Source organism: Vibrio owensii CAIM 1854 = LMG 25443, from assembly GCF_000817815.1.
GTDB lineage: Bacteria > Pseudomonadota > Gammaproteobacteria > Enterobacterales > Vibrionaceae > Vibrio > Vibrio owensii.
This window is the reverse complement of the sequence record NZ_JPRD01000043.1, coordinates 1-24,553: the sequence shown is the minus strand read 5'-3', so window position 1 is coordinate 24,553 and position 24,553 is coordinate 1. Positions and strand designations below refer to the sequence as shown.

The following is a 24,553-nucleotide window of genomic DNA, read 5'->3' as shown; positions in this document are numbered from 1 at the left end:
AGAGGTAACTCCAACCTGTCTTGATTAAAATCAACTCGTTGCAGATACCAACTTCACACTTTGATAAAAATGGCTTTATTTTAGTCAATACAACTTCACCATTATTCTCCATAAAGGTGAAGTTTCTTAGTGCAAAAATTCAACGGAAAATCACTCTCATTGGTATTTTCAATGATAATTCACTATAAAAAGTGAAAGTTGGAGGCTCATAACATACTAATTTAAAAGCCATTTGAAGGGTAAAAGTAAAAAAAGGCTATTCAAAGTGACGTTCTCTGGTTAGATTGAAGTTAATTCCAACAAACCACAGGAGAGAAGCATGGAAATTATCGTTCGTCCAACCACTGTTGAAGACGCCGCTGCGCTAGTCGAAATTTATTCGCAACCAAAAGCACAACGTGAAACCCTGCAACTCCCTAAGCCATCTCTCAAGATGTGGGTTGAGCGACTATCGAACATGCCAGCTGGTGTGTATAGCTATGTTGCAGAAATCGATGGCAAGGTAGTGGGAAACATTGGATTTCATCATTCACAGCGCCCGAGAACTTCGCACACCGCCTCGTTTGGCATTGGTGTTCATGACAAGTTTCACGGCTTAGGCGTTGGAAGTGCGTTGATTAGTACGGTGACAGAACTTGCCGATAACTGGTTAAATGTGAGACGTATCCATATCGAAGTGAATGCCGATAACGACGCTGCAATAGGCTTGTACAAGAAGCACGGCTTTGAGATTGAAGGTGAGTTTGTTGATGCCTCTTTCCGAGACGGTGAGTTTATCAACACCTATAGCATGGCTCGCATTCGAAAACCGAAAAATTAATAGTTATTCACCATGATAAAACTCCCGCTTTTTCACTGTGAAATCCAGCGGGAGTTTTTATTTACTGCTTCAAGTCCAAATAGTCTAACGCTCGTTTCGTTAAAGATTCGGTATAGGGGTTAATCTTCCAGTGACTAGGACTCCAACCTTTCACAAAGCGCTGAAAATCCGCCCAAGCAACAGCGAACAATGGTCGCCATTCTTGCTCAACCACAGAAGCATCAAGCTCAGGTTGATAATGTTTAAGTGCACTATCTAGGGCGTCAAAGTAGGTATTCAGCACCCAAGATTCCATCTCTGCACACTGATTCGGTTCGACAGCACTGCTCATGAACAGCGCCACGTCTTTCATAGCACAGCCATGACCTACATACTGAAAATCTACTGCAGCAACGGCTGAGCCTTCATCATCAAAGCAAAAATTGGCCAGCTTGGCATCGCCATGAACCAGTGTTTGAAAGCGTGCCTGACGCAAAGTGCAGTCAATCATCTCCGCATGTTGCTTGAGCCTGTCATCTTGAAGTGCGGCCAATTCATCAGGTCTTGTGTCCAAATGCCAATAGGTGCCTGTTGGCCATAAAGTGTCATCACTAACACCAATATAGCGCGCGTGGAAGTTTGCCAACCAAACCAAGCAGGCCTTCAAGTGTGCTTTACTCGCCTCTTTAATCACGTTTGGATAGCCGGCTTGAGCGAGATCTTCCATCACAATCAGCCATTCATTTTCGTTCTGAAAACATTTGAGCCCTTGTGGGATTCGGCAACGTTCGTCGGCTTGTTGGCTAAAGTGCTGATACCAACTCACTTCAACCTGGTAAGAATGCAACTTACGTTGATGGGAGCGATCGGTGTTCCAACCACGCGGATGTTCCGATGGTTTAGGAAGTTGAACGTGTTTAACGATGATCGAGCGGCATGGAAAAGTCAGCCGAACTAACTCACCATAACCACCCCATAGAGATTGAATCACATCGATGCGTTCAAGCGAACCTAGCTTGAGCTCGTCACCGATGTTTTGATAAAGCGGATTGTTCATTGGCTCCATTATGCGAGTAAATGCGCCCATTCAGGGTGTGTTGCCATGTATTTAATCACGTAAGGGCAAACGGGCACAACGCGATAGCCTTGTGCTTCAATCTCCGGCAAGACGGCTTCCATCATCACTTTGCCATAGCCTTTACCGCGCACTTCTTCAGGTATCAGCGTGGACGTTATGTGCATCTCTTGTCCATCAAGCTTATAAACCACTTTTGCTTTGTAGTCTTGCTCTAAATCGACCCAAAAAATTTGGCTTGTTGTGTCTTGTGTCACTTTCTGCATTATCCGTGCCCCACTTTTCACTCGTGCTTTATTGAAACCAGCTATGTGACTGCATAGAATGATATCCACGCAATAGTCTAGTCATTTAGTACTACCATAACATAGCGCAAAACCGTCTTCTCACATTAGGTACGACAATAATAATGAGAAATATGATGACGAGTGCAAGGGACAATCGTTCGTCTCTTACAAATAAAAAAGCACCAGAACGTCAGGCAAGCACATTAAACAGCACCGATGCAATGGCAATGGTGGAACATGGAAGTGAAGTGACACTTAACGTCACCACGCCGGTAGGCACCAAGTTCATCACAACCAGTACATTTATGGGCTGTCATTCCAACAATACCGCGGTGATTGAACTCCCAAATATCTCCGACGAGGATTTGAAGTTTTACTTTCAGGAAGGCTTCTGGATTAACGTAAAAGCCTACTCCCATCGTGGTGAAGGCGCCGTGATCCCTTTTCGCGCCCAACTTCAACACCGTTTGGGTGACCCATACCCATTATTGGTACTGAGTCTGCCTAACACTATGCAGGTTTATCAGCTGCGAAAAGAAGTGCGATACGAAGTGAATCTGCGCAGCCGCCTTCAGTTCGAGCAATACCGAGCAGAATGTGAAATACGAGATCTTTCTAAGAGTGGCTGTCGATTTGTTACCTCACCGATGAGTAGAACGCTCCAAGTCGGTGATCTTGTCACGCTTGACATAACAATGCCGGGTAACGGACGCATGTTAGCGCCACTAAAAGGGCGAATCTGTAACTTACAGAAATCGACACACTACGCACGATACGGAGTCGAGTTTGATGATTTCGGGAAAGCAAACGCCAAAAACCTTTTAAGTCACCTCAAATTTGATGGCACCAAGCTAACTTTGAAAGGATAAACCAGTCCATATCCAGCGTATGAATCAAGGCGTTCAAATACCCCTAAAACGAAGAAACCCCTTACCACACGGTAAGGGGTTTTGTTTTTCTAAGAAAAAGGCGGGATCTTAGAAAACAATTTGACTTAGAAGTCGTAACGTAGACCTAGTGCTAGTTCGTCTTGCTCATTAGAACCTTCGTTGTCCATTAGATCGAAATTGTATGACGCGTAGCCACGGAAGTTAGGCTTGAAGTAGTAAGTTACGTCAACTGCTAGGTTATCGACGCTGTCGTCGTTATCTTTCTCTGCTTTGTTGTACGTAGAAGTGAACACTGTTTGGCCCATTGTGTATGCTACAGCTAGCTCATAGCCTTTGTAGTCAACGTCACCAGACGTAGGAACCACATTAGTATCTTGATCTAGGTTGTCACCACCAGTGTAAAGACCAGAAACGTAGAAGTTACCAACAGTATAAGCTGCTGCTAGCATGAACTCGTCATCTTCGTTCTGATCTGCGTAACCAGCACCAATCTCGAAACCAGTGTCAGCAAATGCGTAGATTGCTGATAGAGAGAAACCATTCTCATCGTTATCACCAAAGCCATTTGCTTCTTTAGTGCGGTCAGCAAAACGGTAGCTTGCACGCAATGCTAGTTGCTCGAACTGGCCAGCGTAAGAAACCATGTTGTCTGTACGGTCAGCCACTGCTAGTTTGTAAGCCGCTGTATTACCGTGGTAAGCCATGATATCAGTGAAGTCAGTGATAACGCCTAGTGCACCGTCGTTTTTACCGTAAGTGATTTCACCGTATTTGCCGCCAAGGCCTGCGTACGCGTAACGAGTCTCTAGATCGCTGTTGTTATCAACTGCGCCGTTTTCGAATGTTTCGAACTCACCTTCCCAGAAACCAACACCGTATAGGCTATCGCTGATTTCCTGCTTACCTAGGAAGTTAAGACGGATACGTGAACGGTCTTCTGCTTTACCGTCGATCATAGATAGGCGAGCTTCAGCACGACCGCCCATTTCTAGTGATGTACCGTCTTGGTTGTACAACTCTGAAGCGACAACTTGAGATCCAGATGCCATTAGCGCCACTGCTACAGCTAAAGTTTTCAATTTCATTTATAGTTTTCCATATCTTTGTTTTGTCATCATTTTCTCACCAGAAAACAGGACTTTTCTGTACCAACGAGAAAACGGGCGGCATCGTAGCAGCTGTTATTTTTAACGCAACAAGTTGAATACACAGCCTTAATTGAACAAAACACCACTGGAGATGACGATATGAATACCTCCAAACCCTCAAGTTATCGGTTCGGTGAATAAAAGCGTGCGCGTCAAAAAACTTTTGACGCTAAAAAGTGAGATTCAACATTTATAAATGTGATTTTAATCACCTTTTATTTTGAGTAACTGACTGTTTTAATTACTGTTAATTAAATCATTACTCGATTTTTGATAAAAAAATCCCCAAGCCGAAGCTCAGGGATTCTTTTCAATCAGTCGATGTTTGTCGCTTGCTGCTTTTGACTAAAGCTTGAAGAAACTCAACTGCTCTTTTTGTTTTTCAGCAAGGTGAGAAAGTTCTGTACTTGCGCTCGCACTTTGGCTGATGCCAGCAACATTTTGGTTTACAAGTTCAGACATGTTTACCACGTTGCGGTTGATGTCTTGTGTTACTTGAGACTGCTCTTCCGCTGCCGTCGCCACTTGCGTGTTTGAATCGTTGATGTTCGCTACCGACTCGGTAATACCAATCAACGCATCGTTCGCTTGTTGAGTTAGCTCGTTGTTGCGATTAAGCATCTCTAAGCTCACCTGCATGCTGTCATTTGCAAGACCAGACTGAGCTTGAAGCTCTTCAATAATAGAGGAGATTTCTTGCGTTGAGTCTTGAGTGCGCGCTGCCAGCATACGAACTTCATCGGCTACAACAGCAAAACCACGGCCAGATTCACCGGCACGTGCAGCTTCAATCGCTGCGTTCAGTGCTAGGAGGTTAGTTTGCTCAGATACGCCACGAATCACTTCAATAACGTCGTTGATTTGAACCGATTGTTCTTTCAGGCGAAGAACCACTTGAGCCGCATCGTTAAGCGCTTGAGACATTTGCTCGCTTGCTTGTGCACTCTCTTGGAAGATAGCTAGGCCAGATTGCGCTAGGCCGTCTGCTTCACGTGCTGTTGCGTCTGCTGATGTCGCGTTGTCACTTACGTTGTTTGCTGTGCTTGCTAGCTCGTTAACCGCCGATGCCACTTGCTCGATTTCAGCCAATTCTTGTTGTGCATTCGCTTCAGCTTGTGTCATTACCGCTGCAAGTTCTGTTGAAGCAGAAGCCACTTCTTCACTGATGCGCATCAGTTGGTCAACCGTATCGTGAAGCTGTTTCGCTGTTTGGTTTACGTCTTTGCTTAACTGCGAAATTTCGTTGTCGCCATCAATGTCTGCACGCACTGACAGGTCACCACCTGCTAGCTTGCGCATCACTTCTTGCAGTTTTTGGATTGGCGTAACAATCATGCCAGATAGGAACCAAGCACCTAGCAAAGAGAATGCAAATACCGCAATCACCGACATCATGGCATTGTTTTGTACGCGAGTATGTTCACGTGCGCTTGCTGCGGTTGCTTCCGTCGCAATCTCATTCACACGTTGTGATAGTGAGTTGATGGTTGCAACCATTTCGTTACCAACACGGCGGTAACCTGAGATAAAGTTTGTGTATTCGCTATCAGAAACTAAGCCACGGTCGTGACGGTTAAAGAATTCTACCGCACGTGTTGAGTAATCAATGTAAGCATCAATACTTTGGCGTACTTTCTGCGCTTCTTTGCTGAACGTACCGCGAGCATCGACAAGATCGAGATCGGCATCAATCGCTTTTGCACCCGCCTTTAGGTCAGCAAGGAAAGCATCACGACGAGAAGCATCGTAGATTGCGTAAACCGCGCTAATGCGCAATGGGTAAACTTGGTCGTCGATTTTAGCCAATGTGTCTTTGTAGAACACAAGAGAGTCGGAGTTAGAAGCAACCAATTCTTGCTCTGCTTCTAAGTTGTTTTGAGTGATCCACAATGTGATGAACAGAGTGATCGCGGTGAATAGAACTGGAACCAAAACTTGCGTTCGTACTGACAAGTTTTTCAGTGATAGCTGCATGAGTAACCTCAGGTATTTGAGTGTTGGCTTCCTTGCGATGGGATTATTCCCGGACGAATAGACAAGGGGGCAAATACTAGAGATAGATCACACTTTTGTCCAGAGCAAAAAGCCATCAATTTCATGGCTTTAGCGACAATATCCCGACAACTGCGTCGGGATATTGTCATTATGACAAGTTATGAAAATTTATACGCTTTTCTATCAACTTTTATGTCAATAAGTGCTTATTTTCTCAGCGCATTTAGCTTAGCTTGTGCCAAGCCAAAGATGGTGTCGATAGGGTAAGTTCCCTCGTCAGTCGCTTCACCAGCATCTTTGCCAGTAAACAGCTCAACCGCTTCGGTTACGTGGTCAATAGCCCAAATGTGGAAATCTCCCTTCTCTACCGCTTTGACAATGTCAGGGCGAAGCATCAGGTTATGTACATTTGAACGCGGGATGATCACCCCTTGTCCAGCATGACGACCTTTGATTTCGCACACATCGTAGAAGCCTTCGATCTTCTCGTTTACACCCCCAATAGGCTGTGCTTCACCGAATTGGTTCATCGAACCAGTAATCGCAATATCCTGACGGTTTGGCTGTTTCGAGAACGCCGACACGACTGCACAGAACTCGGCCATACTTGCACTGTCACCATCTACACCACCGTACGATTGCTCAAAGGTAATCGTGGTTGTCAGTGGAACGCGTGCTGTCTTACCAAACACAGACGACAAGTAAGCAGACAGAATCATCACACCTTTCGAGTGAATGCTACCGCCAAGATCAACACTTCTTTCGATATCAATCACTTCACCATCACCGTAACACGTGGTTGCCGTAATGCGGTTCGGCGCGCCAAACATGTGGTCACTGGTGCTCAATACCGACAGTGCGTTGACCTGACCCACGGCAGAACCTTCGGTACGAATCAAGGTCGTGCCATTAACGAAGGTTTCCATCACGCTATCTTGCAAACGGCTGACTCGCATTTCTTGATTGCTCAGTGCCTCTTCCACGTGTCCGATACGGATCATGTTGGAATTCGCCTGGCGAGCCACGTAGTTAGACTCACGTAATAGGTTAGCGATGTTGGCAGAATGCAACGAAAGCTTGGTTTGGTCTCCAGACAAACGTGAACTGTACTCGATGATGCGCGCGATGGCTTTCTTATCGCAGTGCAGCATGTTGTTGTCGTTCACCACACTAGAAATAAAACGTGCGTATTGCAGTTCTGAATCCGGTGTACGCTTCATTTCGTCTTCGAAATCCGCCGTCACACGGAACAGTTCTCCAAACTCCGGATCGTAGTGTTGCAGCAGTTGGTAAGTACGGTAATCACCAAACAAGATGATTTTGATATCCAATGGAATCGGTTCAGGATCAAGAGAAACCGCGCCAGTCAATGTCACTTCTTTTTCTAAAGAAGTAAAACTCAGCTGACGAGAACGTAATGCACGCTTCAATCCATCCCACACATAAGGTTGCTCAAGCACCTTTTGTGCATCCATCAACAACACGCCTCCGTTCGCTTTATGCAAACTACCCGCTCTAATCAAAGAGAAATCGGTAAACACTGTGCCTTTGAACGTCGCCGTTTCAATTGAACCAAATAGCGAGTGGTAGTTCGGATTCTCTTCCACCACAATTGGGAACTCGCAATCTTTACGACTAACCAGTACGTTGACTTTGTAACGACGTGGAAGCTTCTTATCTAAGGAAGCGGTAGCAATCTCACCTTGTTCACCACTCTGCTCTAGGAAGATGTCCGCGTTTTCGACAATATCTTTTTGCAGATCAGTTAAGTAGGTTTTGATTTCCGAATACTCAGCGTAATCCACTTTCAATTGCTTGATGAAGTGGGTAATCACGTCCAGCGTTACGTCATCATTAAGCTTTTTGATCTTCTCGCTAAATGAGTCTTCCCACTCCGTGAGCTCGCGAACCATATTACGCAAACTGACTTCTAGCTCATCGATACTGCTGCCAAAGTATTCTTGCTCTTTCTTGCTGAGCGCTTCGAAAGATTCTTCGGTATGCAGCTCTTCACCGTCCATCGCAACAAACTGATAATCACCTTGCGCCGTGATCGTTAGGCTGATGCCTTTCTCTTTTGCTTCCTTACTGATGCTGTCCAACTCGTGTTGCTGTTTATTCGCAAGTTGGTTTTTCAAACGATCAGCTCGACTGTAGTACATCTCATTGTCGAACGCGAGAGGTAAAGCATTGAGCAATTTACCCATCAGCTTTTCGATGTCTACTTTGAGCTTGCTACCAATTCCGCACGGGAGCTTTAGGACTTTTGGTATACGCGTGTCTTCAAAGTTCGCGACATAACACCAATCAAACAGTGCTGCGGCATCGTGTTGATGGCGATTTAAATAGCGCAAAATCATGGTGCGCTTGCCTAGGCCGTTCTGACCAATGGCGTAGATGTTGTACCCTTTCTCCTTGATTGACATGGCGAACTCGACCGCTTTCTGTGCGCGCTCTTGCCCTACAATTTCGTCAATCGGAGGTAATTCCTTGGTCGACTTACATGGCATATTCTCTAGATCAGCTACAGAATACAGCTGTTTAGGTTCCAATCTTTGTACTGCCATACTCGCCTCCTTTTCTTATTGTCGTTACCTCAGTGTAGAGATTATTTGTTTAAATTTAAGTGATTTATCTTCCACCCCGGTTCGTTTGAACATTTTACGAACAGCTGTACGCCTTTTAAAATGATAAAAAGTCGCACTTGCAATTGATAATTAATTTCATTTAATATCTGTTCAAATCGAATTTTGTGGAGATGAAGATGAATATTGAGCAATGCTGGATGCGCTATTTGAAAGCAGAGCAGCTGATGGAACAAGGCCATTGGCCAGAAGCTCATCGCTTTTACGAAGACGTGCTCAACCACCTGCCAAACCACATTCACTCCGCACTTGAAAACGAACAAACCAAGCCGTGTCAGTTTGTGTGTTTAATTAGTGGGTTGCGTGATGCGAGCGTTGCGCAGTCAGAAATTCTCAACAAACTCGGTATGCAGCAAGAAGCGTTCGCGGCGCTTAATCAGCCTTACGCTCTGTTCCAATTCTTACAGCTCGAGAGCCATGATTTAATTGGCCGCGTTAGCCAAATGCTGAGCAAACAGAGCGAAGATTTATTGGCGCACATGGCAGCATTTTGCTCTGCCCAACGTAACGCTCAATGGATGATAGAGCTCGATCACGTCACCCGTGCTCATGAACAGTTCTTGTATCTACAAGCCATGAGTTCTGCAGAAGCGGGCGCGTCTCAACTCTACAATTAGCCCTCTTCATTAGAGTTGCCACGGTAAGGCACAACAAATAACAGTAATAACAACTCGATACACAAGGAAACGTGATGTCCACACAAACCATTCTTTCGGTGAACAACCTGTCTGTCAGCTTTACGACAAACGATGGTATCGTCGATGCAGTAAAGAAGGTTAGCTTCGATCTCAAAGCAGGTGAAACACTGTCTATCGTAGGCGAATCTGGCTCTGGTAAGTCTGTCTCAACCAATGCGTTGATGAGGTTGCTGCCAGATAATGCCATTTTGCACGCCGATTCCTCTATCGTCTTTGAAGGCGAATCAATCCTAGAGAAAACCGAACGCCAAATGCAAAGCATCCGTGGCGATCGCATTGGTATGATTTTCCAAGAGCCAATGACTTCTCTTAACCCATACATGCGCGTTGGTATTCAAGTGGCGGAAGCCATTATGTGTCATCGTCCAGTGAGTAAGAAACAAGCCAAAGACAAGGTGCTTGAGCTGTTTGACTTAGTGCACTTACCAAATCCTCAACAAGCTTACACTAAGTATCCGCACGAATTCTCCGGTGGTCAGTTGCAACGCATCATGATTGCCATGGCTCTAATAAACGAGCCAGACATTCTGATTGCCGATGAGCCAACCACGGCGCTAGACGTTACCGTTCAGGCAGAAGTGCTTTATCTGATCAAAGAGATCCAAGCCAAGATGGGCATGGCGATTTTGTTCATCACTCACGACTTAGGCGTAGTGAAACACTTTGCTGACCGAGTATTGGTGATGTGTAAAGGTGAAGTGGTCGAAGAAGGCATTACAGACGCACTCTTCTCCGAACCGCAGCATGATTACACCAAGATGTTGATTAACTCGATTCCTAAAGGCAGCAAAGACCCGATTGAAGAAAACGCCGCTGAACTTCTTAAAGCCGATGATATCCGCGTTAAGTTTCTTGTTAAGCCGCACTTCATCGCCAGCAAGAACGAGTATTTTGAGGCAGTTAAAGGCATCTCACTAGAGTTAAAGCAAGGCGAAACGCTTGGTATTGTTGGTGAGTCAGGTTCCGGTAAATCGACACTAGGACGGGCTTTGATTGGTTTGCTGCCATCAAGTGGCAAGATTCAATTCAAAGGACAAGATCTTTCCCTACTCTCTGCCAAACAACGTTTTGAGTTAAAGAAAGATGTCCAGATGGTGTTCCAAGACCCTTACGGCTCGCTTTCTCCTCGCATGACGGTCGGTGACATCATCACTGAAGGTCTCACTGTGCATCAACCTCAAATGAGCAAAGCAGAACGAATGCAAAAAGCACGTGATGTTCTGCGAGAGGTGCGCTTAGCCCCTGCATCTATTAACCGTTACCCGCACGAGTTCTCTGGTGGTCAGCGTCAACGTATCGCTATTGCGCGTGCGTTAATTCTTGAGCCTTCTTTCATTTTGCTTGATGAGCCAACCTCGGCTCTCGACCGCTCTGTTCAGTTGACCGTGATTGATCTTCTGAAAGATTTGCAGAAGAAACACAACATCGGCTTCTTGTTTATTAGTCACGACCTCTCCGTAGTCAAAGCTTTGTCGGACCGTGTTTTGGTGATGCAAAAGGGTGAAGTCATGGAGCAAGGAACGGCTGAAGAAATCTTCCATAATCCGAAAAGCGATTACACAAGAAAACTGATTGATGCCTCATTTGACCTTGAAAACAATGAAAATCAAGATGATGCAGCCTAGATTCATCACAGTTTCATATTCTTAAACTAGGATTAAAGTATGGTGAATTTTTCGCCATAACTACGAAAAATGGTATAGCTGCCATTCGGTTTGGCCGCCGAGACTGGTTGGTTCAAAGTTAGGCTTAGTCACCCTAACTAACACATTGAGTTCCCCCAACCATGAAAAATGCCGCGATGGATGTCGCGGCATTTTTTATTATGTTGAGCCTGCGCTTCGTATTAAATATCGAGCGTTTCGATACCCATGTTATGTAATGCAAACGCGTAAACGTCGGTAGTCAGGTCGATTTGTTTGCTCAGCGGCATCCCCGCGCCATGGCCAGCATTCACATCGATACGAATCAGCACCGGATTGTCTCCTTGATGCTTCTCTTGCAGCTCTGCAATAAACTTATATGAGTGCGCAGGGACAACACGGTCATCGTGGTCTGCGGTCGTGACAAGCGTAGCCGGATACGAGACACCCTCTTTGACGTTGTGCACAGGTGAATAACCAAGTAGATATTGGAACATCGCCTCGGCTTGCTCTGACGTGCCGTAGTCGTACTTCCAGCCCTCACCAGAGGTAAAGGTGTGGTAGCGAAGCATGTCTAATACGCCAACCGCAGGAATCGCCACTTTAAACAGTTCTGGACGCTGAGTCATACAAGCGCCAACCAACAAGCCGCCATTTGAGCCACCACGAATCGCAAGGCGCTCTGAGCTAGTGTAGTCGTGCTCAATCAAGTATTCCGCCGCGGCAATAAAGTCATCAAACACGTTTTGCTTTTGTTGCTGAGTACCTGCATTGTGCCAAGCTTTGCCATATTCGCCGCCGCCACGCATGTTTGCCACCGCGTAAATACCACCAAGCTCTAACCAGTTCGCGACATTTCCCGAGAACATCGGCGTCAAACTGATGTTAAAGCCACCATAGCCATAAAGCATGGTTGGTGCTGTACCATCGAGTTTGGTGCCTTTCTTATACGAGATGATCATCGGCACTTTCGTCCCGTCTTTTGAGGTATAGAACACTTGTTGAGACTCGTATTCTTTACGGTCGAACGGGGCTTTCGATTCTTGGTAGAGTGCAGAATCACCGCTTTCCACATTAAAAGAGAAGATGGTCGGAGGGGTCACGTAGTTAGTAAAGGTGTAGTAAAGCGTCTTATCTTCTGCTTTGCCCTGTAAGCCATATACAGTGCCTTGATCAGGCAGAGTAACTTCACGCACTAACTCGCCTTGGTAAGTAAACTGCTGAACCTTAGAGAGAACATCAACCATGTAAGTCGCAAACAAGTAACCACCACCTTTGCTGATATCCAGTGGTTGCTCCTGCTCGGCAATGATCTCTGCCCATTGTTGAGTTTGAGTGTTGTAGCCAACCACTTTGCCGTTAGGCGCATCTAGGTTGGTATAGAAGATTAGGGTGTCATCTTGGTTATCAATCAGATGTGTATCACCATCGGTTGTGTCTCGAAGCGTGATTACGTCTTGCTCTTCTGAAGCTAGATCGACATAGAACAGTCTGTTACCCGATGTCGACTCTGCGCCGGTAATGATAAGGAAGCGATCATCTTTGGTTGTCACTCCCCCTACATAACGATGCTTCTGCGCGTCCAACGCACCAAAGACAACTTTGTCTTGAGATTGTGGTGTGCCTAACTCATGGTAGTAGAGCTTGTGCAGCTCAGTGCGCGCCGAAAGCTCACTGCCCTTAGGTTTGTCATAACTCGCGTAGTAAAAGCCCTTGCTACCAAGCCAAGAAATTGTGATGAACTTAGCGTCGACAATTTCAGGCTCAAGCTGTTCTTTGGTTTCAACATTAATGACGAAGATCTTGCGCCAGTCGCTGCCTCCCTCAGAGATAGAATACGCGACAAGAGAGTCGTCTTTAGAGAACTTCACTTCACCAAGTGATGTTGTTCCCTCTTCTGAAAAAGTATTCGGGTCTAGGAAGATTTCCGCTTCTTCATCACCCTTTTTGCGGTATAAAACGCTCTGGTTCTGCAAGCCATCGTTTTTGTAGAAGTAAGTGTATTCACCATGAACAAATGGTTGAGAGTACTTTTCGTAGTTTTGGCTATTCGCCACTAAATCGCGGATTTGTTGGCGGAAAGGAATCTGACCTAAGTAATCAAAGGTCACTGAGTTTTGTCCTGAAACCCACTCTGCGGTTTCTTGGCTGAGATCGTCCTCTAACCAGCGGTATGGGTCTGCGATGTCGTGACCAAAATAAGTGTCGACGACGGAATCTTTACGAGTTTTTGGGTAATGCATAACGTCCGTGTTACTCCGTTTGAAGTTAAGTGTTTTGTTTTATTATTTTGTTGAGATTTATTCTCAATACCTACCTTAGGGTTCAAACACCGAATTTCAACCAATAGATTGAAACATTTCTTATATTTATGAACCAATTAAAAGTAATGCGAGATAGTGAGGTATCGCTCTCGGATGTGTTCTATCAAGAGCTTCACTTTATTCGGCGGCTGACGAGTAAAAGGGTAAACCGCATAGATGCCAAGCTTTTTACCAACTAACTCTGGGAAAATATCCACCAGCTCACCACTGCGAATATCGTGATACACCAAACAACGCGGTACGTAGGCGATACCATGCCCACCCAGGGCTGCCTTGCGTAATGCCGTAGCGTTATCTGTCGAGAAACAACCCGAGACTCTGACAATGTAATCGCCATCTTTGCCTTTAAACTGCCAGTCGGTCGCCCCAGTAGTTTGATAAGCGTATTGCAGACAGTTGTGTGTGGTTAAGTCGATAGGCTCAATCGGTTTGCCATTTTTGGCGATGTAAGAAGGCGACGCACAAACTACCCATTGAGAGTCCAGAATATGTCTCGCAATCAGACTGGAATCTTCCAAGTAGCCGGTACGAATTACCAAGTCAAAACCACCAGCAACCAAGTCGACAAAGCGGTTATCAAGCGACATATCCACTGTTAAACCAGGATGCATATTACAAAACTCTGCAACTGCATCCGCTAGAATCAAATCACCGGAGATAGTCGGCACCGACATTTTAATATGACCACTGACATTCTCACCAAAGCCTGAAACTGCATCCATAGCCTCCTGAGTGGCTTGCTTCACATTTTTAGCACTATGTAACAAAACCTTTCCCGCTTCGGTCAGGGTCAATTTACGCGTTGTTCGATATAATAGCTGAGCGCCAATTTCTTCTTCCAATCGAGCAATTCTTTTACTAACTACCGAATTTGTAAGGTTATTTTCTTCAGCCACCTTACTAAAGCTGCCCATTTCTACTACCTGAGAGAATAGGATTAGGTCGTCTGCACGCATCGATTATGTCACTTTTGGAATAAATTAATTTCATTATTTCCCTATATCTATAAAAAATAAAGGGGTAAATTTACACCAAATTAACAAAACCATTACAACAAAAATCATCTCTACAGCATAAAGCCGTTCGAGAAGTCAGCGTACGAGGATGTACCAATGAGTGAAACCCTACTTGCCCTTGTGGCGTTTTCGCCAATTGTTGTCGCCGCCATATTATTGGTTGGTCTCAACTGGCCTGCTAAAAAAGCCATGCCTGTTGCGTTCGGTCTAACCGTCGCTATCGCCCTAATGTTTTGGGATATGTCAGCTACTCGCGTACTGGCCTCTGTATTCCAAGGGTTAGGAATTACTGTCTCTGTTCTATGGATCGTGTTCGGTGCCATCTTCTTGCTCAACACTTTAAAACATACCGGAGCGATCACGACTATCCGCAATGGATTTACTGATATTTCGGCAGACCGTCGAGTGCAAGCCATCATCATCGCTTGGTGTTTTGGTTCATTCATTGAGGGTGCATCGGGGTTCGGTACACCTGCAGCTATCGCAGCACCACTATTGGTTGCGATTGGTTTCCCTGCTCTTGCAGCGGTCTTGATGGGCATGATGATCCAATCAACACCAGTATCATTTGGCGCGGTTGGTACACCAATCATCGTGGGTGTGAATAAAGGTCTAGATACACACAACATTGGTGAAGCACTTGTCGCACACGGTTCAACGTGGGATGCCTACCTGCAACAAATCACCGCAAGCGTGGCAATGATTCACGCGACCGTTGGCACGCTAATTCCTGTACTAATGGCAATGATGCTGACTCGCTTCTTCGGTAAAAACAAGAGCTGGAGCGAAGGTCTAGACATTCTGCCATTTGCACTATTTGCTGGTGTTGCTTTCACCGTTCCTTACGCACTTACAGGCGTGTTCTTGGGTGCAGAGTTCCCATCACTCATTGGTGGTCTAGTTGGTCTAGCTATTGTAGTTACTGCGGCGAAGAAAGGTTTCCTTGTTCCAAAAACCAAATGGGACTTCGAGAGCGAAGATAAATGGCCAGCAGAATGGCTAGGTTCTCTAAAGATCAATCTTGATGACAACCCAGGCAAACCAATGAGCCTAACCAAAGCTTGGGCACCATACGTGATGCTAGCAGTTATCCTAGTAGCAAGCCGCGTAAGCCCTGAGTTCAAAGGTCTGCTTAAGAGTGTAAGCCTATCGTTTGGTAATATTCTTGGCGAAACTGGTATCAGCACGGCAATTCAACCTTTATACCTTCCGGGTGGCATCTTAGTCTTCGTTGCGTTACTTGCGGTTCTTCTGCAAGGTGGCGGCGCTAAGTCACTAGGCAAAGCGTTTGGCGAATCAAGCAAGACACTAGTCGGTGCAGGTTTCGTTCTCGTGTTCACCATCCCTATGGTTCGTATCTTTATTAACTCAGGTGTCAACGGCGCCGAGCTAGCAAGTATGCCTGTAACGACGGCGAACTTTGCAGCAGACCTCGTTGGCTCAGCATTCCCGGCGTTGAGTGCTACTGTTGGTGCCCTTGGTGCATTCATCGCCGGCTCTAATACCGTATCGAACATGATGTTCAGCCAGTTCCAGTTCGAAGTAGCGCAGACACTGACTATCTCAAGTGCCATTGTGGTTGCTCTTCAAGCGGTTGGCGCTGCTGCCGGTAACATGATTGCCATCCACAACGTTGTGGCAGCCTCTGCAACGGTTGGCCTGCTAGGACGAGAAGGTGCAACGCTGCGCAAGACGGTTATCCCAACGTTCTACTACTTGGTGGTCACAGGCATCATCGGTCTGATTCTGATTTACGGATTCCAACTTACAGACGCCTTAATGAAGTAAAACTTACGCAGGGTCTCCCCCGCCCTGCACTTTCTCTGGCACAGCGGTCAGCACTACTACCCCGACACTTTTGGTGTGGCTTGCCGCATCAATCCCCCGACCGATGTGCCAGTCTTTTTCAGTGCAGATAATTGATTGTTCCGTGTATGGAATGTCTCACAGCTCAATCACTTATCTATACTCTATTCTGATGTCGACTGCCGAAAGGATGGCAGTCAGTGAAACACTGACAGAGCAGGTGCTCATTGACTCAGGACGCAATCTTAGAATAACAGCCAGGACACACGAATATGATTATCTCTGCTTCTACAGATTACCGCGCTGCTGCGAAAGCCAAGCTGCCTCCATTCCTTTTCCATTACATTGATGGCGGTTCATACGACGAGCGCACATTAAAGCACAACACCGATGACTTAGGTGACGTGGCACTACGCCAACGTGTTCTGCGTGATATGAGCGATCTAAGCCTAGAAACGGAAATCTTCGGCGAGAAGCTGGCAATGCCAATAGCTTTAGCGCCTGTTGGCCTGACCGGTATGTACGCACGACGTGGTGAGGTTCAAGCAGCAAAAGCGGCAGAAAAGAAAGGTATTCCTTTCACCATGTCGACTGTATCCGTTTGTCCAATTGAAGAAGTGGCACCTGCGATTGAACGCCCAATGTGGTTCCAGCTGTATGTTCTAAAAGACCGTGGCTTTATGAAGAACGTACTTGAGCGTGCTAAAGCTGCTGGTGTAACAACGCTGGTCTTCACTGTGGATATGCCAGTTCCGGGCGCGCGTTACCGTGACATGCACTCTGGTATGAGTGGCCCTAATGCCGCGATGCGCCGAGTATTCCAAGCCATGCGTCACCCAAGTTGGGCGTTGGATGTCGGTGTATTAGGTAAACCTCACGACTTAGGCAATATCTCCACTTACCGTGGCGAGCCAACCAAGCTAGAAGACTACATTGGCTGGCTAGGCGCAAACTTCGACCCTTCTATCTCTTGGAAAGATCTAGAGTGGATTCGAGACTTTTGGGATGGCCCGATGGTCATCAAAGGCATCCTAGACGAAGAAGATGCAAAAGACGCGGTTCGCTTCGGGGCTGATGGTATCGTGGTATCTAACCACGGTGGTCGTCAGCTTGATGGTGTGCTTTCAACAGCAAAAGCGCTGCCAAGCATTGCAGATGCCGTAAAAGGTGACCTGAAGATTTTCGTCGATTCAGGTATTCGTACTGGTTTGGATGTCGTTCGTATGCTGGCACTTGGTGCAGACTGTACGCTGCTTGGTCGCTCTTTTGTATACGCACTCGCAGCGCAAGGCGGTGCTGGCGTAGAGAACTTGCTTGACCTTTACGATAAGGAAATGCGCGTAGCAATGACGCTTACAGGAGCGAAAACCATCTCTGACTTATCGCGTGATTCTTTGGTGAAGATTCCTTAGGCAAATCGCTCTAAACCATGTTCATACAAAAGTGACAGCCTATTGTGCTGTCACTTTTTCATTTCATCCGGCGTTACGCCATTCTTAACACAGGCTCAAACTCGGCTTGTTCCTCCGAAAGAAACAATCGAATCGCATGGCATTTCTCTCCCATCAATCCGAATCGCTGCGGGCACGTCTCTGTATAAAAACCAAAGCAAGTCGCACCTGCGGCATCCGCTAAATGCAGCGGCCCCGTATCACAGCAAAGAAAGCCATCAAGATAACGCAACGTTGCACCCAATTGACGCAGGTCCTTGCATGCCAAAGTGCGGGAGTCTTTTAATAGTGGCTGCTGGATATCCGGGCTTAGTACTTCCACCCAATTCACACTCTGTCCTTGCTTGCGTTCAAATTCAGCCAGAATTGTTAACCAAGCATGGTCACTGAGCTTTTTCTTGCCTCGCGCACCACGGAAGAAAGCAAATGTTGGCTTGCCTTCTTCGCGTAATTTACGTGCTTGCTGAATACCAGAGGAAAGCTCTTTTGAATCAAACACAATATGATGATCTAAGGTGTTATCAAGTTCATGTCCCATAGCTTCAAGGATAGAAAGTGGCTTGTAGGCACCGTGACGAAAAGGCGAATCGGCGACCGAGGAGTGAGTAAATACTTGCTCTGTTTTAACTTTCTTAAAAGCGATCTTATTCTTCGCCGGAATCACAGCGGAAAGAAAAGTGTCGCACGCGCCCGCAGTCGGTGCGAACAACAAGTCATATCTCTCTCGCTTTAACAAACGGATAGTCGCAAGTCCTTTATCTGGCGATTTGAATGACAAGTTGGAGTAATGAATTTGATTGATGCCAAGATTCTTGAAGACTTCACCTTGCCAAGGCGAATTCAACAATAGATCAACTTTCGTATTTGGGTATAAGCGTAGAACCTGATGAACAAACGGAAGCAGGAAGTACATATTTCCGATACGACTGTTGTTTCTCACGATCAAAATACGTTTTACCTGAGCGTGCGGCATTGGTTCGTGAACAGTGAGAGAGTCGTCATTCAACCAACCTGCAAGTTTAGGCTCAAGTTGGTGCGTCAAACGACGACGTTGTTTATCGAAATTACGGAGAAAAGTCTCCACAGCCATTCCTTTCATTCAAAGGGACATCATGGCTGCTAGTTTTATCAGTAGAGATGTGAATAAATTGTCTACGACAAAAAATACACGGATGGATCGGTTAGTTCACCGTGTGTTCGTATTCGATCACAACTTGGTTGCCTTCAATAAAGACATTACGGATTTCACCATCTACGGTGATACGGTTTTGCAGGTACACGGAGCCCGAAGAAGAAATATCGCGTTTGCTCATAGATGGAATCACTTGACCAGGGCGAACGTGCAATTGTTCGCAAAGTTGCTTCACGAAGCCAAGTGTTAGCGGAGCATTCCCACGTAACAAAGCAGAGAACTCATGCAAGCTTAAACCTAGGCGCTTTGTCATCTCCATTTGGGTGAGGTGCATTTTTGCTTTTTGCGACATCCAAATGTCGTAGAGCGCATTTCTATCTAGCTCTGTGAATTCCATGGTTTATCTCCGTATGTCAAAGTGACACTAAAGTCTCATATTTGAGCTTGATAAATGTTAGCGATGAGTCAAAGAACCTACAATTGATGGTTCGAATGATAGCGCTTATCTTTCAAAGTTCGAGTTTCATCACACCATGTAGGTTGAACAGCACAAAATTTACATTTCACCATACGTATCATTATCTTGTATTTACACATTAATCATTAACATCACGCTAAACACTCATCTCCTTAATAACAGTTATAAGAAGACAAGAACGGATTATTCGAATCACATCATTTTGCTAGGGCGGAAACTCAAACTCTGCTACCTTTCACTCATTGTTCCAAAAAATGAAACTTTACTTATGCCACAGTGGTTTACAGAACTTCAAACTTACATCATGGCCCATCATCAAGACTGGAGCAGCAGCGTACTGTTCATTACGATTGCGAGCTTTTTTGCTTGGATTGCGTGGCGCGTATTGCATTCTCGATTAGCTATTTTGGTCGAGACCCCCCCCTTTTCATTGGGATGACCTTTTATTAGAAGCACTCAAAACCCCCGTCAGTACCTTAATCTGGTGTTGGCCTGCGACGGTATCTTTAGGCATTGTTCTGCAAAGTGAGTTGGGGAACGAGTTCAACTGGCTCAGCACCCTTAAACTCATTCTTGTTATCAGCATCCTAGTTTGGATTGTGATGCGCCTTATCACCAACGTCGAAGACTACGTGCTTGAGCAGAAAACCCGTGACGAGACAACCGTACAAGCCGTCGCGAAAGTCGCTCGCCTGTTCTTTATCGTCATCGGTGTATTAACGGTTATGCAGGCATTTGGCCTCAGCCTTTCCGGTTTGCTGACCTTTGGTGGTGTCGGCGGTTTGATTGTCGGTTTGGCAGCCAAGGATCTTCTATCAAACTTCTTTGGTGGTTTGATGATTTACTTTGATCGTCCGTTTAAAGTTGGCGATTGGATCCGCTCTCCAGACCGTCAAATTGAAGGAACGGTGGAACGTATTGGCTGGCGCATGACCAGCATTCGTACCTTCGATAAGCGACCTATCTATGTACCTAACTCAGTGTTCAGCAATTTTCCTGATACTGAATTTTAGTTGGGAATGTTGTCAATTGTATATTTAGAATATTGTCAGAGTCAGTGGGTTAATCGCTTCAGGTGCTAGCAGAACGATTGGCGGTTCATCTTTTCATTTGATCGAGTAGCTATCTATATCCCCCACTCAACTCTACCTTTATCTAGCTCATCCTCATGAATAGATATTCATTTAGTAGTTAGATGTGAACACTGGGTCTGTCACATCATCTGTGTTCGAGAGTCTATCTGTCACTTATTCAAGTTGACACTTTCCGCATCGCATCATTGTTGGTAATGATGTTGAAGCTCAAAATCTTGTTGATCGTGCCAGTGCCAGATGTATTGAAGGGTTAAATTGCTCGATGAAGCGTAATTTCTCGCTACGCTAGCCATACTCTATTCGGATAACTTTTCGTAGGGGAAATTCGCATTAACAAGATGAGAATGATCTTTTACTCTAAGTTGCAAAGGGGCAGGTTTGTGTCAGCCCAAATAAAATTACACAAAATGGTGAGGATTTCTTAATAGTTGTGAGAGAGCTTGAGAAGTTAAGCTAACGATCATTAGCTTAACCGCATGGGGGAATACCTTATGCAATCCCTTGACCAGCTTACCACTTTTTAATCAAACAAATGATTTTTGGCCAAAGTGCTCGGTCGAAAATTTTTTATTGAGCAATTATGGCGAAGTCTGAAATATGAGGAGGTTTACTAAGAGCTAACAGTACGCCCCGCGAAGTAGAGCTTGAAATCGTGCACTACATGATGTTTTATAATGAGGAGCGTAATTGTCAGGGACTCAATGGCCTCCCACCTGATGAAATCTACTTTAGCAAACAGAGATATGCCGCATGAGCCGGATTAACCACCAAAGGTATTGGCTTATGTGTTCAACCATTAGACTCCACTTCTCTAATCTGTTCATAAAAATAAGTTTTGTAGATGCGTAAAGATAATAATTTATACACCTTTGATAGCTGGCCCTTAGGTACACCAGAACGCTTAATAAATGGCTATTGGGAGTTGGGCATGATGAGGTTTCACACATTTGATAGTGAATGCGGTAAAGAGCTTCAAGATATCTACAACCGAGTTAACCATGGACTGGGTGCTAATGTTGTGTACATAGACCTAACTTCAATGGGAGATAGGTACCGATACAAGTCAGAAATCTTAGATATTATTCGAAGTGTTCAGCAAACATGGGTGTGGTTCGTGGGCTGTAGAGCGCTTTTGGAGAATTCGTTGGCAGGTTGGTTACGTTCTGTTTTAACGACATACAACCTAGACCACGTTCGAGTTGCTTTTGTGCTTGATAGCCGTGAGCAATACAACCAAATCTTTCAGGATTACTCATCTCCGTTCTATCAATCGACCATAGCTCTAGATCTCTCAAAGAACAGTCAAGCTTACCCTTAGTTGCTTCTTTAGCTAATTCGTATAAATCCAACCATAAATAAACCAATTTAAGTGATTGAAGCGTAGCTTTTACGCTGATATCGTCGCTAAATTTAACTCGATGTTTTTCGGTCGGGTAACAGCTCAAACACATGAGAAGTAGATACACTTTGGGGTAAATGCGAGTTAGCGCTAGTCGCCCCAACACGTCTCTGGACACAAATGAGTCAGTAAGTTTACTAAATTAGCAATTCATGAATAACTAGAAGTATGGCAAATTATGTAGTTGGTACTTGCAAATTCACCTTGTAGAATATCAATCAGGCTCACAATTGGTTAAAAGCATGATTGAATCAATAGATTTCAAATTGATTGGTACTAGTGATAAGTACGTTACCATTAACTTAAACGGAAAAAACCTCATAATCACAGGTGGAAACGGCTGCGGCAAGACTCGTTTTCTACGTCAGTTAGATCAATACCTAAAGCAATTCTTTAATAGGAAAATACAGTCTAAAGAAGCCACTCAACAACAATTGAACAATTACCAAACACAGTTAGATCGCATTGGCGTATCGGACCAAAATTACAATTTCTACGCTAACAAAGTTCAGTTATTCAAAGGGCAGTTAGAACGTATATCTAACGAAAACATGGATATCAGTGATTCTGATGCTCTGTTCGAATTGGTTAACAAAAATCAATTTATCCTTCGTTTTTTCGAAGCGAATCGACTTGCAAGTAACATTGCTGGAAATGGTCAAATTGAAAGCATATCTAACGTGAAGCAGGCTGGTAAATCCCAAGGTTTCGAAGAGGATTCAAGTAATCAGTTCGAAAAATATCTAGTCAGTTATTACAACTATGGTTCGCATGTAATTGCTCGTGAAAATAATCCAGAGAAAGAGCAACAGATAAACGAATGGTTTGAAAAAGTACAAAATGATCTCCGTAACCTGTTTGAAGATAATGAACTAATTCTTCAATATAACCCTGAGGAACAAGCCTTCTACATTCACCAAGAAGGAAAGGAGCCATATCGATTTAATAACTTGTCTTCTGGCTACAGTTCAATTCTAAGCATTTACGCCGATTTACTGATGAAAGTCGAGTTGCGTGATATACCAGCGGAAGATATCACTGGTTTCGTTTTAATTGATGAAATTGATGCGCATCTGCATGTTTCGATTCAACGAAAAATCTTTTCTTTCTTTGACAAGGCTTTCCCAAAGATTCAGTTCATTGTAACTACGCATTCACCTTTTGTTGTTCAGTCGGTAAATGACTCAATAATTTATGATCTAAGTAAACTTGAAACACTGGAAGACCTTTCTATGTACTCATATGAGTCGATTTTAAAAGGACTACTAGGTGTTGAAAGTACTTCCGATATATTAAACAAACAATTGGATGAGATGGCTGAAATCATTAATCAAGAGCCAGTAAATACGGAACGATTACAGGAACTAATTGACGGAATAGAGCCGCATGAGGGGCAGTTAAACGCTCGTTCACGTGCATTCCTTTTACTAGGTAAGAATGCTCTTTTAGATTCGACCGATGGTGAGGGGTAACTAAATGTTCAATGTTGTTCGAACATACCCTACACCAGATAGCATCACTAAGAATCAATACAATGAAGTGGATGTTCTCAAGAAATTAAAGCCTATGTTCTTCGAGAAGTGCTACCTGTGTGAACGAGATGAGATCCAAGATGTAGAAGTGGAACATTTCATTCCGCACAAAAAAGTTCCCGAATTGAAATACAACTGGGAGAACTTGTACTACTCATGCTCTCGATGCAATAGCATCAAAAGCAGTACGCATATCAATCTTTTAGATTGTGCTAATCGTTTTTACGATGTTGGTGCAATGGTTAAATGCTTGATGCCTTCTACACCTGATGGAGATGTTGAAGTTTCGGCAACCAGTGCAAAACCATGCACCCAAACAGAAAACACGGTGACATTACTAGAGGCTTGCTACAACCTAGAGAATACGGCTTTAAGAGGTATTAGCCGTACTGCTCTGATGGATCAAATGTGGGAGTATTATACCAAGTTGCTATTAGCAAGGCAGGTGCTCCGTAACAAGAGTTCAGGACGAACAGCAAAGCAAGAAGCAGAAGAAACTTTCGAAGCAATGCTTAATGTAAAACATCCATTCTCTATATTTTGGCGATACTACTACTTGAACGATTCTTACCTTGTGGATAATCATCCTCAGTTAAGAGTTGGGTTTTAAATGAAGGAGTGAGTATTAGCTCCTATTTTTACCATTTGCATGTTTGCAAGAGATACTCTTGCAAAATTGGGGACGAGAATTTGTCCAACAGCCTGTTGGACAAACTATCCCTATGCCGGCTTGCTGCTAGAAGTTCATTTCAGGACTCTTTTAGGGAAAATTCCGTCAACTATCTTCATTTTGACATCTGGTAGACTTGCGATTTCAACGCTCAATTTTAGACTATGCTTGAGAGCCTCGGGTATCCCTGCTTTTTCTTTGAGTTACTATTTACTGTCTGGCCAGAAGTAATAGTATCGATTTGAACTTGGCATAACTGCAAAGTAGCCCACCGAGGACATCCGATAAGCTTAGGTGTTTTCCCTCCCTATTGTGGTGATAAAACGCCCAGCGCTGCACACAGAATGCGTTCCCTATTCAAATTGAATGAAAAACATTCTGTCGTTGTTATACAAAGCCACAGGTCCTGCCTGTGGCTTTGTTGTCGTATCTGAGAGAGCGAAAAATAGCTGTGCCGTTTGCCCAATAAAG

The 24,553-nt window shown here is 44.8% G+C and carries 18 protein-coding genes and 2 pseudogenes; 11 read left to right on the top strand and 9 right to left on the bottom strand.

What is annotated here, in order from left to right; all coding sequences use genetic code 11:
• The first annotated feature begins 319 nt into the window (after nucleotides 1-319).
• A complete protein-coding gene (locus H735_RS20990; protein ID WP_005439016.1) occupies nucleotides 320-820 on the top strand; it encodes a GNAT family N-acetyltransferase in 501 nt (166 codons plus the stop codon).
• 61 nt (nucleotides 821-881) lie between these two features.
• Here the strand turns inward: H735_RS20990 and H735_RS20985 are convergent, their stop codons facing one another.
• Nucleotides 882-1,865 (bottom strand): phosphotransferase, encoded by a 984-nt coding sequence (locus H735_RS20985; protein WP_020197871.1) that lies wholly within the window; start codon nucleotides 1,863-1,865, stop codon nucleotides 882-884.
• The gene (locus H735_RS20980) at nucleotides 1,865-2,140 is read right to left on the bottom strand and encodes a GNAT family N-acetyltransferase (protein WP_020197870.1); all 276 of its coding nucleotides are present in this window, start codon (nucleotides 2,138-2,140) and stop codon (nucleotides 1,865-1,867) included. The genes H735_RS20985 and H735_RS20980 overlap by 1 nt, the downstream gene beginning before the upstream one ends.
• Nucleotides 2,141-2,292: 152 nt before the next feature.
• On the opposite strand from H735_RS20980, the gene H735_RS20975 reads away from it, so the two are divergent.
• Nucleotides 2,293-3,030 carry a flagellar brake protein gene (locus tag H735_RS20975; RefSeq protein ID WP_373364765.1) on the top strand — a complete coding sequence of 246 codons (738 nt, stop codon included), beginning with the start codon at nucleotides 2,293-2,295 and terminating at the stop codon, nucleotides 3,028-3,030.
• A gap of 125 nt (nucleotides 3,031-3,155) precedes the next feature.
• Here H735_RS20975 and H735_RS20970 read toward each other — a convergent pair whose 3' ends face one another.
• From H735_RS20970 to H735_RS20960, 3 genes are all read right to left on the bottom strand, one after another.
• On the bottom strand, nucleotides 3,156-4,136 hold the full coding sequence (locus H735_RS20970; RefSeq protein ID WP_020197868.1) for a porin: 981 nt from the start codon (nucleotides 4,134-4,136) through the stop codon (nucleotides 3,156-3,158).
• 408 nt (nucleotides 4,137-4,544) lie between these two features.
• Nucleotides 4,545-6,173, bottom strand: coding sequence for a methyl-accepting chemotaxis protein (locus H735_RS20965; protein ID WP_005439025.1), 1,629 nt, complete (start codon nucleotides 6,171-6,173; stop codon nucleotides 4,545-4,547).
• 227 nt (nucleotides 6,174-6,400) lie between these two features.
• On the bottom strand, nucleotides 6,401-8,761 hold the full coding sequence (locus H735_RS20960) for a Lon protease family protein (protein WP_005439027.1): 2,361 nt from the start codon (nucleotides 8,759-8,761) through the stop codon (nucleotides 6,401-6,403).
• A gap of 197 nt (nucleotides 8,762-8,958) precedes the next feature.
• Here H735_RS20960 and H735_RS20955 point away from each other — a divergent pair, with 197 nt between their 5' ends.
• On the top strand, nucleotides 8,959-9,456 hold the full coding sequence (locus tag H735_RS20955; RefSeq protein ID WP_020197867.1) for a hypothetical protein: 498 nt from the start codon (nucleotides 8,959-8,961) through the stop codon (nucleotides 9,454-9,456).
• A 74-nt stretch (nucleotides 9,457-9,530) separates the two neighbouring features.
• Complete coding sequence (locus H735_RS20950; RefSeq protein WP_020197866.1) at nucleotides 9,531-11,162, top strand: ABC transporter ATP-binding protein; 1,632 nt, start codon at nucleotides 9,531-9,533, stop codon at nucleotides 11,160-11,162.
• A gap of 221 nt (nucleotides 11,163-11,383) precedes the next feature.
• On the opposite strand, the gene H735_RS20945 is transcribed toward H735_RS20950, so the two are convergent.
• Together H735_RS20945 and H735_RS20940 are read right to left on the bottom strand one after the other, a co-directional pair.
• Complete coding sequence (locus H735_RS20945) at nucleotides 11,384-13,423, bottom strand: prolyl oligopeptidase family serine peptidase (RefSeq protein ID WP_020197865.1); 2,040 nt, start codon at nucleotides 13,421-13,423, stop codon at nucleotides 11,384-11,386.
• A gap of 137 nt (nucleotides 13,424-13,560) precedes the next feature.
• Nucleotides 13,561-14,460, bottom strand: a complete 900-nt coding sequence (locus H735_RS20940; RefSeq protein ID WP_005439033.1) for a LysR family transcriptional regulator — start codon at nucleotides 14,458-14,460, stop codon at nucleotides 13,561-13,563.
• Between the two features lie 156 nt (nucleotides 14,461-14,616).
• On the opposite strand from H735_RS20940, the gene H735_RS20935 reads away from it, so the two are divergent.
• Together H735_RS20935 and lldD are read left to right on the top strand one after the other, a co-directional pair.
• Nucleotides 14,617-16,308 carry an L-lactate permease gene (locus H735_RS20935; protein ID WP_020197864.1) on the top strand — a complete coding sequence of 564 codons (1,692 nt, stop codon included), beginning with the start codon at nucleotides 14,617-14,619 and terminating at the stop codon, nucleotides 16,306-16,308.
• A 290-nt stretch (nucleotides 16,309-16,598) separates the two neighbouring features.
• Nucleotides 16,599-17,738, top strand: a complete 1,140-nt coding sequence (lldD, locus tag H735_RS20930) for an FMN-dependent L-lactate dehydrogenase LldD (protein WP_020197863.1) — start codon at nucleotides 16,599-16,601, stop codon at nucleotides 17,736-17,738.
• A 73-nt stretch (nucleotides 17,739-17,811) separates the two neighbouring features.
• Here lldD and H735_RS20925 read toward each other — a convergent pair whose 3' ends face one another.
• Together H735_RS20925 and H735_RS20920 are read right to left on the bottom strand one after the other, a co-directional pair.
• On the bottom strand, nucleotides 17,812-18,867 hold the full coding sequence (locus tag H735_RS20925; RefSeq protein ID WP_020197862.1) for a glycosyltransferase family 9 protein: 1,056 nt from the start codon (nucleotides 18,865-18,867) through the stop codon (nucleotides 17,812-17,814).
• Nucleotides 18,868-18,958: 91 nt separating this feature from the next.
• Complete coding sequence (locus H735_RS20920; protein ID WP_020197861.1) at nucleotides 18,959-19,306, bottom strand: L-threonine 3-dehydrogenase; 348 nt, start codon at nucleotides 19,304-19,306, stop codon at nucleotides 18,959-18,961.
• Between the two features lie 349 nt (nucleotides 19,307-19,655).
• Here H735_RS20920 and H735_RS31935 point away from each other — a divergent pair.
• From H735_RS31935 to H735_RS20900, 5 genes and pseudogenes are all read left to right on the top strand, one after another.
• A pseudogene (locus H735_RS31935) lies at nucleotides 19,656-20,379 on the top strand (mechanosensitive ion channel family protein); the annotation flags it as partial.
• A gap of 668 nt (nucleotides 20,380-21,047) precedes the next feature.
• Nucleotides 21,048-21,235: pseudogene (locus tag H735_RS30390) on the top strand (IS3-like element ISVpa4 family transposase); the annotation flags it as partial.
• 174 nt (nucleotides 21,236-21,409) lie between these two features.
• Complete coding sequence (locus tag H735_RS30385; protein ID WP_227741570.1) at nucleotides 21,410-21,799, top strand: hypothetical protein; 390 nt, start codon at nucleotides 21,410-21,412, stop codon at nucleotides 21,797-21,799.
• 323 nt (nucleotides 21,800-22,122) lie between these two features.
• On the top strand, nucleotides 22,123-23,352 hold the full coding sequence (locus tag H735_RS20905) for an AAA family ATPase (protein WP_027726843.1): 1,230 nt from the start codon (nucleotides 22,123-22,125) through the stop codon (nucleotides 23,350-23,352).
• Nucleotides 23,353-23,356: 4 nt separating this feature from the next.
• Nucleotides 23,357-24,022: an HNH endonuclease gene (locus tag H735_RS20900; protein ID WP_020197856.1), complete on the top strand. Its 666-nt coding sequence runs from the start codon at nucleotides 23,357-23,359 to the stop codon at nucleotides 24,020-24,022.
• Nucleotides 24,023-24,553 lie beyond the last annotated feature (531 nt).

What these genes read in the sequence shown, in the direction of transcription:
- H735_RS20905 (WP_027726843.1), top strand. Translation starts at nt 22,123, where the DNA reads ATGATTGAATCAATAGATTTCAAATTGATTGGTACTAGTGATAAGTAC.
- H735_RS20920 (WP_020197861.1), bottom strand. Translation starts at nt 19,306, where the DNA reads ATGGAATTCACAGAGCTAGATAGAAATGCGCTCTACGACATTTGGATG.
- H735_RS20960 (WP_005439027.1), bottom strand. Translation starts at nt 8,761, where the DNA reads ATGGCAGTACAAAGATTGGAACCTAAACAGCTGTATTCTGTAGCTGAT.
- H735_RS20955 (WP_020197867.1), top strand. Translation starts at nt 8,959, where the DNA reads ATGAATATTGAGCAATGCTGGATGCGCTATTTGAAAGCAGAGCAGCTG.
- H735_RS20950 (WP_020197866.1), top strand. Translation starts at nt 9,531, where the DNA reads ATGTCCACACAAACCATTCTTTCGGTGAACAACCTGTCTGTCAGCTTT.
- H735_RS20900 (WP_020197856.1), top strand. Translation starts at nt 23,357, where the DNA reads ATGTTCAATGTTGTTCGAACATACCCTACACCAGATAGCATCACTAAG.
- H735_RS20970 (WP_020197868.1), bottom strand. Translation starts at nt 4,136, where the DNA reads ATGAAATTGAAAACTTTAGCTGTAGCAGTGGCGCTAATGGCATCTGGA.
- H735_RS20980 (WP_020197870.1), bottom strand. Translation starts at nt 2,140, where the DNA reads ATGCAGAAAGTGACACAAGACACAACAAGCCAAATTTTTTGGGTCGAT.
- H735_RS20940 (WP_005439033.1), bottom strand. Translation starts at nt 14,460, where the DNA reads ATGCGTGCAGACGACCTAATCCTATTCTCTCAGGTAGTAGAAATGGGC.
- lldD (WP_020197863.1), top strand. Translation starts at nt 16,599, where the DNA reads ATGATTATCTCTGCTTCTACAGATTACCGCGCTGCTGCGAAAGCCAAG.
- H735_RS20965 (WP_005439025.1), bottom strand. Translation starts at nt 6,173, where the DNA reads ATGCAGCTATCACTGAAAAACTTGTCAGTACGAACGCAAGTTTTGGTT.
- H735_RS20925 (WP_020197862.1), bottom strand. Translation starts at nt 18,867, where the DNA reads ATGGCTGTGGAGACTTTTCTCCGTAATTTCGATAAACAACGTCGTCGT.
- H735_RS20990 (WP_005439016.1), top strand. Translation starts at nt 320, where the DNA reads ATGGAAATTATCGTTCGTCCAACCACTGTTGAAGACGCCGCTGCGCTA.
- H735_RS30385 (WP_227741570.1), top strand. Translation starts at nt 21,410, where the DNA reads ATGATGAGGTTTCACACATTTGATAGTGAATGCGGTAAAGAGCTTCAA.
- H735_RS20975 (WP_373364765.1), top strand. Translation starts at nt 2,293, where the DNA reads ATGATGACGAGTGCAAGGGACAATCGTTCGTCTCTTACAAATAAAAAA.
- H735_RS20935 (WP_020197864.1), top strand. Translation starts at nt 14,617, where the DNA reads ATGAGTGAAACCCTACTTGCCCTTGTGGCGTTTTCGCCAATTGTTGTC.
- H735_RS20985 (WP_020197871.1), bottom strand. Translation starts at nt 1,865, where the DNA reads ATGGAGCCAATGAACAATCCGCTTTATCAAAACATCGGTGACGAGCTC.
- H735_RS20945 (WP_020197865.1), bottom strand. Translation starts at nt 13,423, where the DNA reads ATGCATTACCCAAAAACTCGTAAAGATTCCGTCGTCGACACTTATTTT.